This is a genomic window from Candidatus Sulfurimonas baltica (assembly GCF_015265455.1).
Classification (GTDB): domain Bacteria; phylum Campylobacterota; class Campylobacteria; order Campylobacterales; family Sulfurimonadaceae; genus Sulfurimonas; species Sulfurimonas baltica.
This window is the reverse complement of record NZ_CP054492.1, coordinates 782,043-799,220: the sequence shown is the minus strand read 5'-3', so window position 1 is coordinate 799,220 and position 17,178 is coordinate 782,043. Positions and strand designations below refer to the sequence as shown.

At 33.2% G+C, this 17,178-nt stretch carries 20 protein-coding genes; 1 reads left to right on the top strand and 19 read right to left on the bottom strand.

Annotation, left to right across the window (positions count from 1 at the left end):
* Positions 1 to 86 precede the first annotated feature (86 nt).
* The 19 genes from HUE88_RS03975 to gspG all read right to left on the bottom strand — a co-directional run bounded on the left by HUE88_RS03975 (position 87) and on the right by gspG (position 16,267).
* Positions 87 to 344 (bottom strand): hypothetical protein, encoded by a 258-nt coding sequence (locus HUE88_RS03975; RefSeq protein WP_194371303.1) that lies wholly within the window; start codon positions 342 to 344, stop codon positions 87 to 89.
* 16 nt (positions 345 to 360) lie between these two features.
* Entirely contained in the window at positions 361 to 1,035 is a 675-nt protein-coding gene (locus tag HUE88_RS03970; protein WP_194371301.1) for a F0F1 ATP synthase subunit A, read from the bottom strand.
* Between the two features lie 90 nt (positions 1,036 to 1,125).
* A complete protein-coding gene (locus HUE88_RS03965; protein WP_194371299.1) occupies positions 1,126 to 2,157 on the bottom strand; it encodes a tRNA pseudouridine(13) synthase TruD in 1,032 nt (343 codons plus the stop codon).
* Positions 2,154 to 2,975, bottom strand: coding sequence for a bifunctional riboflavin kinase/FAD synthetase (locus HUE88_RS03960; protein WP_194372508.1), 822 nt, complete (start codon positions 2,973 to 2,975; stop codon positions 2,154 to 2,156). Before HUE88_RS03960 ends, HUE88_RS03965 begins: the two co-directional genes overlap by 4 nt.
* The gene (gene tlyA / locus HUE88_RS03955; RefSeq protein WP_194371297.1) at positions 2,965 to 3,675 is read right to left on the bottom strand and encodes a 23S rRNA (cytidine-2'-O)-methyltransferase TlyA; all 711 of its coding nucleotides are present in this window, start codon (positions 3,673 to 3,675) and stop codon (positions 2,965 to 2,967) included. The genes HUE88_RS03960 and tlyA overlap by 11 nt, the downstream gene beginning before the upstream one ends.
* Positions 3,672 to 4,223, bottom strand: a complete 552-nt coding sequence (locus HUE88_RS03950; RefSeq protein ID WP_194371295.1) for an outer membrane beta-barrel protein — start codon at positions 4,221 to 4,223, stop codon at positions 3,672 to 3,674. The genes tlyA and HUE88_RS03950 overlap by 4 nt, the downstream gene beginning before the upstream one ends.
* Complete coding sequence (gene ligA / locus HUE88_RS03945) at positions 4,224 to 6,185, bottom strand: NAD-dependent DNA ligase LigA (RefSeq protein ID WP_194371293.1); 1,962 nt, start codon at positions 6,183 to 6,185, stop codon at positions 4,224 to 4,226.
* Positions 6,186 to 6,213: 28 nt separating this feature from the next.
* Positions 6,214 to 6,723, bottom strand: a complete 510-nt coding sequence (locus HUE88_RS03940; protein ID WP_194371291.1) for a PulJ/GspJ family protein — start codon at positions 6,721 to 6,723, stop codon at positions 6,214 to 6,216.
* Positions 6,720 to 7,157: a type IV pilus modification PilV family protein gene (locus tag HUE88_RS03935; RefSeq protein ID WP_194371289.1), complete on the bottom strand. Its 438-nt coding sequence runs from the start codon at positions 7,155 to 7,157 to the stop codon at positions 6,720 to 6,722. The genes HUE88_RS03940 and HUE88_RS03935 overlap by 4 nt, the downstream gene beginning before the upstream one ends.
* Positions 7,150 to 8,667, bottom strand: a complete 1,518-nt coding sequence (locus HUE88_RS03930) for a GspE/PulE family protein (protein WP_194371287.1) — start codon at positions 8,665 to 8,667, stop codon at positions 7,150 to 7,152. Before HUE88_RS03930 ends, HUE88_RS03935 begins: the two co-directional genes overlap by 8 nt.
* Entirely contained in the window at positions 8,668 to 10,539 is a 1,872-nt protein-coding gene (gene gspD / locus HUE88_RS03925; protein ID WP_194371285.1) for a type II secretion system secretin GspD, read from the bottom strand. It lies immediately after the preceding gene.
* Positions 10,526 to 11,341 carry a PDZ domain-containing protein gene (locus tag HUE88_RS03920; protein WP_194371277.1) on the bottom strand — a complete coding sequence of 272 codons (816 nt, stop codon included), beginning with the start codon at positions 11,339 to 11,341 and terminating at the stop codon, positions 10,526 to 10,528. The genes gspD and HUE88_RS03920 overlap by 14 nt, the downstream gene beginning before the upstream one ends.
* Positions 11,325 to 11,855, bottom strand: coding sequence for a hypothetical protein (locus HUE88_RS03915; protein WP_194371275.1), 531 nt, complete (start codon positions 11,853 to 11,855; stop codon positions 11,325 to 11,327). The genes HUE88_RS03920 and HUE88_RS03915 overlap by 17 nt, the downstream gene beginning before the upstream one ends.
* Positions 11,849 to 12,256: a hypothetical protein gene (locus HUE88_RS03910; protein ID WP_194371273.1), complete on the bottom strand. Its 408-nt coding sequence runs from the start codon at positions 12,254 to 12,256 to the stop codon at positions 11,849 to 11,851. Before HUE88_RS03910 ends, HUE88_RS03915 begins: the two co-directional genes overlap by 7 nt.
* Positions 12,253 to 13,182, bottom strand: a complete 930-nt coding sequence (locus tag HUE88_RS03905; RefSeq protein ID WP_194371271.1) for a hypothetical protein — start codon at positions 13,180 to 13,182, stop codon at positions 12,253 to 12,255. The genes HUE88_RS03910 and HUE88_RS03905 overlap by 4 nt, the downstream gene beginning before the upstream one ends.
* Complete coding sequence (locus HUE88_RS03900) at positions 13,172 to 14,089, bottom strand: hypothetical protein (RefSeq protein WP_194371269.1); 918 nt, start codon at positions 14,087 to 14,089, stop codon at positions 13,172 to 13,174. Before HUE88_RS03900 ends, HUE88_RS03905 begins: the two co-directional genes overlap by 11 nt.
* A 3-nt stretch (positions 14,090 to 14,092) precedes the next feature.
* Entirely contained in the window at positions 14,093 to 15,307 is a 1,215-nt protein-coding gene (locus HUE88_RS03895; protein ID WP_194371261.1) for a type II secretion system F family protein, read from the bottom strand.
* Entirely contained in the window at positions 15,304 to 15,849 is a 546-nt protein-coding gene (locus tag HUE88_RS03890) for a prepilin-type N-terminal cleavage/methylation domain-containing protein (protein ID WP_268245921.1), read from the bottom strand. The genes HUE88_RS03895 and HUE88_RS03890 overlap by 4 nt, the downstream gene beginning before the upstream one ends.
* Positions 15,836 to 16,267: a type II secretion system major pseudopilin GspG gene (gspG, locus tag HUE88_RS03885; protein ID WP_194371251.1), complete on the bottom strand. Its 432-nt coding sequence runs from the start codon at positions 16,265 to 16,267 to the stop codon at positions 15,836 to 15,838. The genes HUE88_RS03890 and gspG overlap by 14 nt, the downstream gene beginning before the upstream one ends.
* A gap of 100 nt (positions 16,268 to 16,367) precedes the next feature.
* Between gspG and HUE88_RS03880 the strand changes: the two genes are divergently transcribed.
* Positions 16,368 to 17,165 carry a hypothetical protein gene (locus tag HUE88_RS03880; RefSeq protein ID WP_194371250.1) on the top strand — a complete coding sequence of 266 codons (798 nt, stop codon included), beginning with the start codon at positions 16,368 to 16,370 and terminating at the stop codon, positions 17,163 to 17,165.
* The last annotated feature ends 13 nt before the right edge of the window (positions 17,166 to 17,178 follow it).

Here is a 17,178-nt window from a genome sequence, read left to right as displayed (position 1 = left end):
TTCATAATATTAAGGGTACATTTTACCTGATTAAAGCTTTTAACTCTCATAAAGTAAAAATATCTTAATTAACTATAGCAACATATTTATTTTAGTTTTAAAATGCTCTCTAACAGTATTGTTTGTTTTTTAGCTTCTTCGAGTCTTTGTCTGTTTATAGAAAAAGCATCCAGAGATAAAGTCATAAAAAGTGAGATAATTATAAAGAGTATTGTGCAGAAAATTGCCAGGCCTAAACCTAAAAAAAGGAGAGTGTTAAAAACAATCACAGAACCAAAAAGTAATATGGCCCATGACGCTCCAAGCAAAAAGCTTATAATTCTATCGAATTTATCTTTTTGCATAGTTTTTCAGTTACGACTAGTGGTCGTCAACCGCTACAGCGCCACCAAGGTAAACATACGTAAGCATCATAAAGATGAAAGCTTGCAAGAATGCCATAAAAGTAAGTAGTGCAAATGGAATCATCGGTAAAACCCATGGAGCAAGCATTAAGATTACCATTAAGAACATATCGTCACCTTTAACATTTCCGAATAAACGGAAAGAAAGAGACACTAAACGAGAAAAGTGAGACACGATTTCGATTGGGAACATTAACCAGTACAACCACCAAACCGGACCCATAAAGTGCTTGAAGTATTTTATAACACCCTGCTCTTTAATACCAACATAGTTATAGTATACAAACACAGACAAAGCCAATGTTAACGGCATCTCTAAAAATGCAGTTGGAGCTTCAAAGCCTGGCACTACACCTATGAGGTTAGCAATACCGACAAAAAGGCCGATTGTAGCAACAAGCGCTACATATTTGCGAGCTTTTTCTTCGCCCATAACATCTGTTCCCATTTTAAGAACACCGGAAATGTATGCTTCCATAACATTTTGAGTTCCTCTTGGAACCATCTGAAGGTTAGACATAGCAATCTTAACAAGCATTAAAGCTATTCCTGCTGATAAAAGCATGTGCGTCATGTAGATAAAAGTTTTATCGTGAGATAATAAACCGAAAAATGTGAACAATTCACCCATAGGTGTACTCCCTGTCTTAAATAATTGAGGCATTATATTCAAAGTTGGATTAAACTTTTATAATACTGCCTATAATTTATGTAATTTTTTTTATTTTTGTTTAATTTTTGGCTTTACATCTTTAGCTGTATAGTTCTTGTTCGCAATACTTTCTAAAAAAACTGTTGCATAAGAGCCTTTTGGAAGTGTAAAAGAGATATTTAACATTGTTTGCTTTCTAACATAATTACACTCTATATCTTTAGGGTAAATCAGTGCTTCTCTTCTGTACCCTTTTTCTTGTAAAAACTCGTCATCGTACTCTTTTTCTATCTCTCTTGCTTCATCTCTTGCACGAAAAGTATCTCTACCACATAAAAGCCCGGTAGGAACCAGTTTTTTATTTTCAAAGTCTCTTGTGGGCATAATTTTAGGAGTAGATAGGTTGCCTTTACTATCTTGGTAAACATCTCCATCAAGAAGTAAATATTTACCATCATTTTTTTCACGTGAGAGTTCTACTCTCTCTCTCAGCCAGTCATTAAAAAATGTACTCTGATAAATAGAGATTAAAAAGTTTTTAATCTTTGAATCTTCTATAAATATTTCACCTTTTATCATCTCCTGAGCTTGTTTTATTGAGTCGTTATCACGCCCAAATCTCTGGTAACCGAAGTAATTTGGCAAACCATTTTTAGCAATTTTTCGTGCACACTTCTCAATCTTGCCTGAATCGATATTATCAACAAAATGTAAATTTACACTAAATCTATTCCCGCACAAATCACCCATTCTAATAGAGTGTGAGTGTCTTATTGTCTTTAATATTTTAATCTGTTTGTGGTGAAATTTTTTAAGCATCTTTTCATACGAAGCGTCAACAGACAGATATTGCGTTGTTGTCGCATGTTTATCTTTTAATCCTGCATAACCAATCTTTTGCGCAGGAATACCAAAGTACTCTGCAAAAATCGCTACCATGTCCCAAGTTGTAAGTTCAACTTTTTTTACATGTATAATTAAGTAGTTCCCTTTGCCCTTAAACTCTGTGCACATAACTTCATCAACCATAAAATCATCCGGTGTTTGGAAAAACTTAAAACTTATATCTTGTGTTGTATCTAAATATTCTCTTTTTCTCATAATTGCAAAAACTTTAATTCTTTTGAAGCGACAAGTATATCTTTGTTTATCGCTTTTTTGAGCTCATCAAGTGACTCAAACTTTTTGTTATCTCTTATAAAAGAGACAAAACTAATTCTTGCTTTGTTGCTACATGTAACTTCGCCGTCAAGTATATGAGACTCAATAGCAAAACTTCCATCTGTAGTTACGCGGTGCCCCACAAATGATACTGATGGATGATAATGTTCTTCATCATCTATTCTAGTAAGAGTAGCATAAACTCCCTCTTTTGGAGTAAGAAAACCTTCTGCTTCTATATTTATAGTCGCTACCAACTCTTTTTTTCCAATGCCTTGACCTTTAACTATTTTACCTTTAATAGTGTAATTATGCCCTAAAAATGCATTAGCACCTTTTATATCGCCTATACTTACTTTTTGTCTGATTTTATGTGAATGAACAGAGTCCCCATTTAAAGTCACCTCATCAACGACTTTAACATCTCCTGCAAAAAGTGTTTTCAAATCATCAAAAGAGTATTTTCTGTTTTTCCCAAAGTGAAAATCATACCCGACAACTATTTTTTCCAATTGAGGAAATTTATCATTCAAAAAACCTATAAACTCTTCACCGCTCAAATGGCGGATATCCTCTAGCTCAATATATAAAATAGGGTACTGAGAAAAGTTTTCACGCTCTGACTTTGGAGTAAGGTTGGCATAACCCGTCTCTATTACAACAACAGTCCCTTTATCGCCAAGCTCCGCAAAAAGGTGCTGATGACCTATATGCATCCCATCAAATCCACCGATAGCAATAGCGGTGCTATTTTTCATAGCAATAGCAGTATTCAAGATTTCCCTCCTTACCAGTTAGTTTTGAAGCAGATTTCAAAATTCGTTTCCACCCCTTTAATTTACAGGCATCTTCAAATTTTATCATCGCATTTAGTATTGCTTTTTCATCGAGAACAACACCGTTGTTGTCCCTTTTTGCTTCACGCCCTACTTCGAACTGTGGCTTAAACAGCAAAATTATTTTATCATTTGCCAATCTATCAACATCATCTAAAATGTATAGCAGTGATATAAAAGCAACATCACTTACGACTATATCAAATGTTTTGTCACTCTTAAACTCTCTGATGTCACAGCTCTCATAAGAGTGGACTCTTGCATCTTCTTTAAGGCTTACATGTAACTGTTCTTTTCCAACGTCTACAGCAGTCACTTCGCTAGCACCATATTCCAAAAGAACCTGTGTAAATCCGCCTGTTGATGAGCCTATATCTAATGCTGTTTTACCATCTACATGTAATTTCAATTCATCAAGAAAACTGCTAAGTTTAAAAGCTGAACGAGAGACATACTCTTTATGCTCTTTTACAAGAACTTCATCGCTCTGCTCTAGTTTATATGAGCTTTTTATAATAACTTTCCCGTTTACACTTACCAATCCATCTTTTATTAGGCTCTGTGCTTTGTTTCTGCTTTGTGCAAGTGAGTTCTCAAAAAGATAATTATCTAACCTGCTCAAAACTGAACCTCCAAAGCAGCGTACATATAGTCTATTGACATGCCATATTTCACAGCGCTTACCGGTTCTTCATATTTAAATCTGTACATGTCGTATGCTACCTTCATACTTAGCCATTTATTGAACCTGACACCGATACCTACTCCATACTCTTCGCTAAAACCTTTCAGGCTTAGTTCATCCTCTCTAATCTCACCTGCTCCAAGCCTTACATAAGTGTCTAAAACATCGTTAAAAAAAGCATAATGACCTAAAACGCTAAAAGTAAAGGCCGTAAAAGAGAGGTTGCTGAGACTACTACTCTTCTCAACGCTAAAACCCTTATCACTAGAGCCGAATTCTGCATAGCCAACCTCAACAGAGAGATGTTTATTTATGTATGCACCGGCATAAAGGGACATTGCTTTAGAGCTAGATTCTGCAATGGAGTCATAGTAATCACTATTGCTATACTCAGCAGTTCCATAGCCAATCCCTAAATACGGTCCGCCATCTCTGTCTGCGAGTAAAGCAGTAAAAAACAATGTAATTATTAAAAATATTCTCATTTAAACACTCCCACTTATTTTTTTTCTCATCTCATCTTCTGTTATACACTCTACATGTAGAGATATAGCTTTGTCATATTTACTTCCGGCATCCTCGCCGTAAATCAAGAAGTCTGTCTTTTTAGAAACACTTCCTGAGACTTTTGCACCAAGATTTTCCAACATATCTTTTATATCACCGCGTGACTCACTCATAGTTCCAGTTAGAACTGCCGTTTTACCTTTAAAAGGGTTCTCTTTTGCTTCTTCTTTTTGCACAGGTTCCAATGGCTTTAAAATATCTTGTAATTTTAAAATCGTCTCTTTATTTACTCTTACAAACTCCAAAACAGACTCAGCCATCTCTTCGCCTATTCCATCACAAGCGATTATCTCTTCCTTGCTTACATGTAAGAAGTTACTGCCAAACTTTTCACTCAAAGTTTTAGATGCAACCTCCCCCACATGTTCAATCCCAAGTGAGTTTAAAAAACGCCAATATTCAGAACCTTTTGCATTTTCTAATGAGTTGAGAAGATTTTGAGATTTTTTCTCTTTAAAACCTTCAAGTTCCAAGAGCTTATCTAGTGTTAAATCAAATAAATCAACAACGCTTTTCACAAGACCTGAGTTAAAAAGAGCCTCAACTATCTTGTTTCCAAGTCCATCTATATTTAGACACGGTTTTGAAGCAAAGTATATTATGGAGTTTATAACTCTAGCTTCACATGTAAGATTTTGGCATTTAAGCAAAACCCCCTCATCCAAGAGTTCGCTACTACAAACTGGACAACTTTGCGGTCTTTCGTATTTTACTTCGCTTCCATCACGCTCATGGGTTAAAACTTTAATAATCTTAGGAATAACATCCCCGCTTCTTAGGATGATAACTTTGTCATTAAGTCTTATATCTTTTCTATCTATCTCATCGAAGTTATGTAGAGTCGCACGCTCCACTACTACTCCGTCTATATCGGTAGGTTCGACTATTGCCACTGGAGTTACAGCACCAGTTCTTCCAACTTGTAAAACTATCTCTTTAACAGTAGTTATCTTCTCAACTGCCGGAAATTTATATGCAACAGAAAAACGTGGATTTTTAACAGTGTAACCCATATCTATTTGAGAAGCTATTTCATTAACTTTAACAACCATTCCATCAAGCATCATAGAGTAACTATCTCGGTCTCTCTTCATAACTTCATATATCTCTTCTATCTCGGCAAAATCTTTACATGTAGAACTCTGCGGCGGCTTTCTAAACCCTAAAGAGTAAATAAACTCCATCTTGTCACTTAGCAGTTTATGTTCTAGTGCGTTCTCTCCGACACCATATGGCAAAAAGACCAAATTTCTTGAAGCAGTTACAGCAGAGTCAAGTTGTCGTAAACTTCCAGCAGCCGCATTTCTAGGGTTTGCAAAAACAGCTTCACCCTCTCTCATTCTTGCTTCGTTTATCTTTTCAAACTCTTCTTTAAATATAACAACCTCGCCGCGAATCTCAATACGCTCTTCATACTCTATAGTAAGAGGAACAGTTTTTATTGTTTTGACATTTTGGGTAATTAGCTCACCAATTTCTCCATCACCGCGTGTAATTGCCTGAGTAAGTTCACCGTTTTCATAAATGAGATTTAGAGATGCACCGTCAAATTTAGGTTCACAATAAAATGAGATTTTTTTATCTAGTTTGTATGTTTTAGTAAGCCACTTTTGCAAGCCATCTGCATCAAAAACATCTTCTAAACTCCACATACGAGTGAGATGCGGAGCCTTTGTAAAACCATCTCTAACTGCGTCACCGACTCTCATGGTAGGTGATTTTTTTAAAATATCATCTTTATTATTTTGTTCATACTCGACAACTTCATGATAGAGCTTATCGTAAACCTCATCAGTTGTAATCGGGTCATCTAAGACATAGTAGTGGTATGAGTAGAGGTTAAGTTTCTCTACTGCTTCTTTATACTCTTGTAAATTCATAATGGAATTTTATCTTAATCTTTCTAAATTAATCTTCCAACACTTTAACTTTAAGAAGTATCTCATCCGCCTTTTTAAACTCTACATGTATTAGATAAGCCTCTTTTAGATTATCTTTTGATTTGTAGACTCTAAAACTATCCACTTCACCTAAATAATCTACGCTAAATACACTATCTCGGTTTAATGGGTACTCTTTAAACTCTTGCAGAGATTCAAGTCTGTAAAGCTTAGACTCTTTAACTATATAAGCGATGTATGGGTTGTGTTTTCTATGAAAAGAGTTTGAACTTTGCATAAAAACGACATCTACATGTGGGTCTTGATTTATGATATTTATTTTTTTGTTAATTGCTAAAGAGAAGTCCAAAAATATAATTTTTTTTCTGAGTTGTTGGCTTTTTATAGTGTTTAACTCTTTTTCTAAAAAGTCATTAGAATTGTTCAAAGAAGCATAGCTTTTATATAAAAAAACCATCATAATAGATAAAATAGTTACAGAGATAAGCATCTCAATAAGTGTAAAACCTTTTCTCATTGAACTCTAAGCCTTAGCAGTCCGGCAGAAGATGTATCGCTCTTAAGTACAGTTTTTCCTATCTCAAAAACCATATTAGTCTCTGCTTGGTTCTCTACTCTATCTTCCATGTTGTCTGACTCACCTATATCGCTCATGTCAATTCTCTCAAGCACTTGATAGACTACTTCCACCTTACTCTGTTTAACTCTTCGTCTTAAATCATCGTCAAGATCAAAATCAGATATAAGCTTGTCTAAGGTAGTGGTCTCATTTTCAAATCCATAATCTTTATTTTCAATTATAAATGAGACAAACTGGTTTATTTTTATTTTTTTTTCAAGCTCAAAAAATATATGTGAGCTATTACCCTTCATCTGCAAAAGGGCTGCGATTACTACTGATATAATCAGTACAGCAACCATAACTTCAATCAGTGTAAAGCCTTTACGCATGCCCTAAACCGATACGAATCGCTTCTTCTAAAGATGTTTCTCCGTTGTGCAACATATCTGAGAGCTGAAATGAGATACTCTTAAGTCCATCAGCTTCAAGTGCTGTTTTAATAGTATGCTCATCTGTTGTAGTTTTTAACAAATCTTTTATTTTATCATTCATGATTAAAAGCTCACCTATGGAGCGGCGACCGGAATATCCGGTGTAGTTACAACTTTTACACCCATTTGCCTTAAATATTTTTGCATCTGCATGTAGGTTATAATCTTGCGCGAAATTTTCTGCTAAAGCATCCTCAACTTTGCACTCAACACACAAAACACGGACTAACCTTTGAGCAAGAATTCCCAAAAGAGAAGATGAGATCAAAAAAGGTTCTACCGACATGTCAGCAAGTCTTGAGATAGTAGCAGCTGCAGAGTTTGTATGCAAGGTTGAGAACACCAAGTGACCGGTGAGAGCCGCACGAATAGCAATAGCCGCTGTCTCTTCATCACGAATCTCACCTATCATTATTACATCCGGATCTTGTCTGAGTATAGAGCGAAGAGCCGAAGCAAATGTTAGCCCCACCTTCTCATTTACCTGAATCTGAGCAATATTGTCCGACTTGTATTCAACAGGGTCTTCAACCGTTATAAGGTTTTTTTCAGGTGATTCAACTTCACGCAAGAATGAGTGCAGAGAGGTTGTTTTACCGCTACCGGTCGGTCCTGTAACTAAAATAATTCCATGAGAAGCACGAAGCAGTTTTTTCACATCGTCAATAAGTTCGCTGTTAAAGCCAAGTTCATTTATTTGTGGGATTTGAGAACTTTGCATAAGAAGTCTCATAACAACTCTCTCACCATAAAATGTCGGCAAAACAGAGACACGAATATCTAAAGTCTCTCCGGCAATTTTTATCTGCGTTCGCCCATCTTGCGGGATTCTTTTTTCAGAAATATCAAGGTTTGAAATAACTTTGATACGGCTAATTATGAGGTTAACAACCTTTTTGTCTAAGTCTGCATTTTTACTCAACATACCGTCAACTCTAAATCTTACTTCACCCCGTTTTTCTTGAACTTCTATATGAATATCCGAAGCCCGTTTTTTAACAGCCTGATAAAACAGAGCATTTACAAACTTAATAATAGGAGCAGACTCTTCTGAGGTTAAAATATCTGATGAAGTTCTTAAAAAGTCTGTTAATGATATGTCTGCATCTTCACCCTCTTCACTAGAGTCTTCTCTCATAGTCTCTATTGCTTTGTCGGTACGAAGTTCTAAAAATCGGTTGTAGAGTCTGTCGTAAGAGTCCTCATCAAGCATTTTAATAGGATATTTATTTTGTAGTTTTGTGTAGTAGTTACTTGCTTCTACCAAATATCTCTCACAAATTAGAGCACAGACCTCGTTATCTACCTCACTAAAGAGAAGATAGTTTTTAACACTTAAGTCCGTATCTAATTCCAAAGGCTCATAAATATCAAGTTTTACGTTATGCAGAGGCTCTAATTTTAACACTTAGAATTCCTCTTTTTTTGTTTCTGTATTATTAGAAGTGTTTGTCTTTTGAGTTTCTACATTTCCTCTCTCTTCTATATCTTTAAACACTTTATCGTTGTACTCTCTTTGAAGTTTTGCAAGTTCTCCTAAACCTTTTTGTAGTTGAGACAACTTTTCACTCTTCTCTATTACATAAGGGGTTAAAATAACGACTAAATTATCTTCTTCTTTTGATTTAGATGTAGATGAGAACAGCCAATCACCAACAAAAGGAATATCACCAAGAAGGGGAACTTTACTTTTAGATTCACTATCATAACTCTTAACAAGGCCACCAATAATGATAGATTCACCATGACGTAAAATAGCTTGAGTCTTTACCTCTTGTTTTGATGTTACAGGTTGACCTGTCGCATTGTTTGTTCCATCATCTGTAACGCTCTCAAGTATTGCTTCAACATCTAAAGTAACCTTATCTACAGATGAAACACGAGGTTTAATTTTTAAAGTAAGACCAACTTCTTCTCTTTTGAATGATTGAGTTGGCAAGCCTGTAGTTCCTACGGTTGAAGCATTTTGAACAGAAATTGTTTTACCAACATATATAGATGACTCTTTGTTGTTTACACATAGTATTGATGGATTTGATATTGATTTTGACGCCCCATTTGTCTCAAGAAAGTCAATAGTAGCCCCCAAAGCAAATGCACTTCTTGCTCCTGTACCAATACCTCCTAAATAATCTAAAACACTTTTTGAAGCCACACTAGTTAGAGTGTTATCACCAAAATTTGCACTCATAGCATATAAGCCTGATGATGACACATCCCCACCTGCAAACCCCCATTTTACACCTAATGATTCAGAATTCTTTTTGTTTATCTCTATTATTCTAGCTTGAACATAAACCTGATACTTCTCTTTATCAAGCTCATCAATAATCATTTTAATACCTTTTATAATTGCAGGTTCTCCAACTGCAATAACGGCATTTATCTCTTCACTCATTGAAACATTTGGCTTTAGTGCTGGGTCTGTATATGTCTGCTTTGAAATTATTTCATTTAAACTAGCAAGTACAGATTTTACATCAGAATTTTTTAGGTTAAATATTTCTACACTCTTACTTATATTTGACTCAACATCAAGTTTTTCTACCAAAGCCTCTACTTTTTCAACATTAGCTTTATTCCCGACAACTATAATCCCGTTTATATTGTCATCTACTATTATTTTAACTATCTGAGACTCCACTTTATCATTAAAAAGTGACTTACTAATATCTGCTACTCTTGCCTGAAGTTTTTTTATCTCTGCATTCTTAATGTAAATTATTTTTACTATAGATTCATTCTTTGTATCAATATTTTTTATAACTTTTTTAATAGTCTCTATGTTTTTAGGGTAATCTGTAATTAAAATCGTATTACTCTCTTTCATAGTCATAAGCTTTGCTGTTTTGGAGATAAGATAACGAATTTTTGCAGCTATTATATCAACATTTTCTCCCTTAACCTCTATGGCCTGAGTAACCATAATAGAGCCGCGAAGTTTTTTATCTTGAGCTTCAACTTTAACATTGTTACTCGCAGCCTCAGTTGAGCGGACCACTTCATACAAAGAGCCGTTTTGAATTAATGTAAAGCCTTTAGACTCCAAAACAGATATCATTATATCCATGAGTTCATCATCATAAATAGGAGTACTGCTAACAAAGTCTACAACTCCTGTAATCTTATGGTTTATTAAAATATTTTTATTTGTAATTTTTGATATTAGTTTAATAAAATCATCTATAGCTAAATCTGAAAAATTAACATTAACCTGCTCTCTTGCGCTTAAAACCAACACTAAACTAAGTGTTAAAAATATTATTCTAATTAATCTCATATACCAACTCCATCTCTTGATTGTTTCTTATTACCACTATTTGTATTGTGTCTAACTTATCTATATTTTTATAAATATCCAAAGCGTCTTTATACGAGTTCAATTTTACATTGTTTGCTTTAATTATCACATCACTTACTTTTAAACCAAGTTTGGCAAACTTAGATTTCTCATTTATCTTCGTAACTTTAAAGCCTTTTATATTTTTTCCATCTTTAACTTCCACAATAGAGATATCTTTCCACATCTCTTTTGGATTTTTTGCATATGTAGCTATATCTTCGCGAGTCACTTCTCTTTTACTATCAAAAACATCATCAGTTTGAACTTTTGTAATATGTGAAGTAGTTTTACTCTCTTGTTTTTCAAGATAAAGAACATACTCTTTGCCATTTTTTTGAAGTATTGCACTCATAGGAGCAATTGATTTTAAAATATACCCATTATATTTTTCACCAACAGCAATTATTTCTGTATTTTTAGGCTTTGCTTTTAAGGCTATAATAATAAAACCACTACTTTTTGTTCCATACAAACCACTTAAAATCATATCAGTTATATTTGTTCCAACAGACTCGACTGAATTAACCGGCTTATTTATTATCTCTTTTTTAACCTGTTGTATCATATTTTTAAAATCAACTCTTTGGTATTTGGGTTGATAATTCTCTTTTACGTTAAGTTCAACTCCTTCGCTTGGTAGATACCATAAAACTACAAGTGACAAAGCTTTTGCAACAACAAGTAAAATCAAAACCTTTGTTAAGATTGAAATAATGGTTGAGTTATATATTTTTTTCATAAATATACTCCCCATCTTCAGATTTTTTCAAATTTTTAAGTGTGCTCTTATAATCTTTTAACATTATTTTTGAAGGGTTTAACCTAAAATGAAAAACTCTGTCAATAATATTAAAATTAGCACTAGCCTCTCCAAACTCTCCAGCACTTACTGCTTTAATATTTAAAGGGTCTAAGATTGTGTATTTAATATTTACACTCTCAACATGTAACGGAAAGAAAGAGGCTGCTACTGATGAGAGGGTAATATCTTTAAAATCTATAGTGTTATAAGCAGCAAATATATTAATATCAACACTAGCTATAGTAGCACTATCAACACCTTTAACTGACACTACCGCTTCATTTATACTTAAACCTAAACCACTATCTTTTACATCCTCTTTACTGATTACTATAGAGTAAGAGTTTAGTTTTTGTTCTAAAAAGTAATAAACACTAAGCTTTGGTGTTAAATACATCAGAGATATAGTGAAAAACAAAAAGTAAGCAAAAAATCTTCCTATTTTTACCATCTTATCTCCATTTTAAAGCTTACTTTATCATCACTTAATTTTTTTATTTGCATTGAGTGAATATCATAAGCACCATTTAAAAGTTTACTCATAAGTAAATTTAAAGAGTTTATCTCTATAGCTTCTGAACTAATACTCAGAGATGAAGCTTTAAACTTTTCACTTATAGATGCTGACTTTAAAGCTGGTTGTTTTAAGATAGATTTTAATGACTTTTTTACTTTTGCCTTATCTCCATATACCTCTTTTAATCCACCAAGCTCAGTTGCTATTTTTTCAGTTGTTTTATAAATCTCCTGAGCCTCTTTTAACTCTATTTTGCCTGAGTTTAGTTTAAATGTGGTAAGAACTAAAATCATTACTAGTAATATTAGAACATATATTGGGTTTATGCGATTCATAGAGCTATTTCCAAATGTAAAACTCCATTGTTATAAGTTGATTTAAACATTACATTTTTTGCTTTTAAAGCAGAAGTTATATGCGAAAATGCATTCTTGTTGGTGCCGCTAAAATCAACAACCATTACTTTCTCTCTTAAGCTTATAAGTTCTATATGTTCACTTTGCTTTAGTTTCAGAGACAGAAAAGAAGAGATATATTTTCTAATATTAGTCTGTTGTATGTGTATTTTATTATATTTTTTCAACATAGATTTGTTTTGAAGCATTGTTGGTTGCAGGCCATTTTTAGCGAAGAGTTCATCTTTTAACTCTAAAATATTATCTGCTTTTTGAGCTGTTATAAACAATTCACTAAAGACAATTAAAATCAAAACAACTAAAACAGCTCCAATATTATAGAAATTTTTAATATCTACTATGTGCCCGAACTGCTGGAGTACGACTTTATGTTTAGATAAATCTACAGAGTTTAAATCTAGTTCACCTTTTTCTTCTACCCAACAACATGGCACTAAAATAAGAATATCATCTTTTATATAAATACTTTGGCTCTCATTGATTTTCACAGCCCCATTTATCGACAACAGTTCACTTTGAGCAAAGTATACATTTGCTACATCAGATATGGCTATATTTTTTTTAGCTATTTCATCAAGTATCTTTTTATCTTCATAAGCAAAAATAAAAAACTCTGATTCCTTAGAACTTCTATAAGCACTATAGCTGTATTTACCGTCAGGAAGTGTCTCTTCAAAAATTGATGGGAGTAGTTTTTTAACATCTCGAATGCTCTTTACCGGCAAAGTAATTTTTTTTACCCAGTATAGAGATGGTGATAAAATTATATTTACCTTAGCATCAATACTAATCACATTAGAGTTTGAATCTAGAAATATTGTTCTATATTTTTTATTAAATATCATAACTAAAATTAGACCCTTTTTTATTTGTCATATTATACTCAAATCTTATGTTAGCTCGTTTGTTATTTTGCAAGATTTCCACTTTAACATCTATATGTGGCTCATAATAACTTGTTTTAAAGTTTCCTAACATTATCTTTTCATCATCTTGCAAACCTATATCATCAATTGTAATCCAATAGCCTCCACTAACTGCTATTGCTTGAGCTCTCTCTTTTGTACATCCTAGCATCAACTCCCACACATCAGCTGTTGCATAATTCACATCAATAGTTGTATTTTTGTCACTGCTAAAATAAAATAGATTGTCAAAATTAATATTTTTTAAACTATTCTCTTGAGCTGTTTGCATATAAAAACTGTTAATTTCATCTAAATGTTCACTTGAGGCTATATAATCTCTAAAAATATAAGGCTTCTCATAAAAAATTTCCGTATTGTATGAAAAATCTTCTTTAACTCCACTAATACCATCTAATAAAATATCTACATATATATTATTTATCATATTATTATTCAGATATTCTCGCAATGCATTAACTTTTTGAGAGTCTATATTATTATTACCATCTGTTAGTGTATTTGGGTTAAATCTTGACCTTGCACTACTAAGCTCAAGAGTAATCTTTAAACCTGAACTCTCAAATGGTATAAAACTGCTTTGTGACAAAAATGTAAAAAGAGCCTCTTGTGATTTTTCACTTGCTATTGACTCTAACTCTTTAGAGCTTTTAAGCATTGTTAAGACATCGTCTATAATCACTGATGTCTGAAGCATAAAATTTTCACTATTTACCTCACTGGAAGCTTCATTAACATATTTTAGTCCAATTCCAATACTTACAGTTATAGCCATTATAAACATTAACGTTATAAGTAGTGCTATTGCTTTTCTATATGTACGCACTTACTAACCAACGCTCATAGAAAAAATAGGCAATAACATTGCCGCAACAATAAACCCTATACTACCTCCAACAAACAACATAAGTGCTGGTTCTAGCAGTGTTAAGAGCATACTTATCTTATCTCGGTTCTCTTCAAAATAGAGCTCAGAGACATTTGTCAATACATTTTCAAGTTGTGATGTCTCTTCACCTAAAGCTATAGACTGTATAAAAGAGTAATCTATCTTAATGTTTGAACTGTTTAAAGCATTTGAGAGTAGTTTTCCTTCAACAACTTTTTTAGCAGAAGTTACAAAAAGCTCTCTAAGGACAAGGTTGTTTAATATATTTGCACTAAGGCTAATTGTTTGAACGAAAGGGACACCCGAACGAACTAAAAGTGAAGCAATATAAGAAAACCTAGCCAATTCACTTTTTTGTGCGACATCCCCAAATAGTGGCAACCTAAGTATTAGCTTATGAACGCCATATACAAAAGCGTAACTCTTGTTCATGAGCAACATAAATATAAATATAAATACAGCTATTAATATTAAAATAGTTGTAAAATTATCATTAAAAAAATCACCCATAGCTATAACAACTTGTGTGGCTTTTGGAAGTTCTTGATCCATGCTCTCAAATATACCTGTTATCTGCGGTACAACAAAAGCTAACATAAAAGATATCATAAGCAGCGATATTATAATCATAAAAGAAGGGTAAGCAAAAGCAGCTTTTATCTCTTTTTTTATTGTTTCTTGCTCTTTTAAAAACCGTGACAATTCTAAAAGCACTTCATCTAGAATCCCACCATTTTCACTTACTTTTATTGACTGCTTGAAAAACTCTGGCAATATTACAACATTTTGTGACTCTAATGCTGTATAAAAGTCTTTTCCCTCATCTAAATGAGTTGAAACCGTACTTAAAAACAGTTTCATTTTATTATTGTTTTCATAATGTGTTTGTACTATTTTAAGCGCTGAGACAATACTGATTCCTGAGCGAATATACATGGATAGTTCACGAGATAGTGAAGACAACTCTTTTACGGGGATTTTATACTTGCGTGAGAAGTTAAAGTTTTCATAAAAAGCTGGAGCATCCTCAAAAATAGTATGATAAATAATTCTTTTAGATCTTAACTTACTTTTTGCCTCTTCCAGTGATGCAGCTTCTACTTTTTCATTAACTTTTTTGCCGTAAGAGTCTATCCCTTTATATTTAAAAATCATCTCAAAACTTCCTGAGCTAAAACATCTTTAAACTCAACCACTTCTTCGAGCGAGTCGTAAACAGATGTTGAACTTAAGTATGTTGAAAAATCATAAACTTTATCTTTAAATTCTACTATCACTTGCTCACCTATCCCTCTTTTATCAACACTATATGAGAAACACACATCTTCTTGCACGTCTTCACTGTTAAAATATACTTTTTTGCTCTGCTCCTGTATACCTGTATAAAAATCATATCTATATACTCTTATGGTATCATCTATAATATCGTCAAATGGAGTTGTTGAGATATACTCCTTAGAATCAACCAAAACACTACATCTCAAACAATTATCAAGACACAAAAGCTCAACACTTTTAGTATGTGGAATATTATATAAATACTCTTTTAAATTTTTTAAGCTCACTTGTGTATTTGAGCCGCCTAAATTTTGAAAATTTGTCACACTTAAAGTATAAACTACTCCCATTATAACAATAACTATAATAAGTTCCATAAGGGAAAATGCGGATCTTTTCAAGTAGCTATTTACACTCACTCATTTTTATATCAGCTGCCTCATCATTTCCACCTTCTTTTCTATCCGCACCCAAAGAGATGAGCTCTACGCTTCCGTTATCATGTACATAGATAAATTCACTGCCCCAAGAGTCTTTTGGCATTTTCGAATCTTTAAAATAACCGCTTGGTGAATAGTTGACATACTTATCTGCATCTGGGTTTGACACCAATGCACTAAGCCCCTCTTCCGTGGATGGGTACATACTGTTATTTATTTTAAACATATCCAAAGCACCATTATAGATGCTCTTCATCTGAACACAAACTAAGTTTCTTTTAGCCTCTTCTCCTTTACCCGTAAGGCTTGGCATAACCATTGCGGCTAAAAGCCCTAGAATGACTATAACAATCATTAATTCTATAAGTGAGAATGCTTTTCTTGCTTTTTGTTGCATAACAATACCTTTAACTTTTTTAATTTCTTATTATAGTGAAATTTTTCAATTAATTGATTACATTAAAAATTATGTGTATAATCACTACTAAAGGATTTATATGCGTAATATTATTATTTTTGCACTATTAACGAATACCCTCCAGGCTGAAATATATGAAAACAGACTGGAACTTGGGCTTAAAACGACATCTTATAATTATACTGAACGTGACTTACAAGGTATAATCATTGACACGGAAAACTCAAAAATTTCTGAAATAAATGGTGTTTATGGAAGTTTCGATTATTTTTTTAATGACTATAGTGAAAAGAATTACGATGTTGCTTACTATCTTAATTTTTTTGGAAGTGCTCAGTATGGAGAAACAGATTATGTAGGTTCTCTTTTAGAGTATGACCTACCTTATGGATCTCATACATCAACAACTCTAAACACTTTTTATGAATTTCAAGCAAATATAAAACGTTTATCCCAATATAACAATAGTGCTCTTTACTTTACTCTTGGTCTTGGTTACAAAGTATGGGAGAGAGAACTCTCTTCTACTCAACTCGAAACATATTATTATCCATTTGCGCAGGTCTCGATTGGTGTAGAGACCAAAATATATAATAACCTACATGTAGGATTAGAGCTGAGCGGGCAATTAGCATTTGACGCAAAAATGGATGCCCTAAACGAGACCTTTAATCTTGGAAAAGTCTATAGTTATAAAATTGCTGCTCCGATTAAAATACCTATGTATGAAAAGATAAGTTTTACCGCAAAACTTGAGTATGAGTATGCTAATTTTGAGAAATCAGATTTTGTACAGATTGGAAATTTTACCTACTACGAACCAGACAGTGAACAAAAAAACTGGAATTTATATGCGGGAATCGAGTTTTTGTTTTAATTGAGACCTCTGA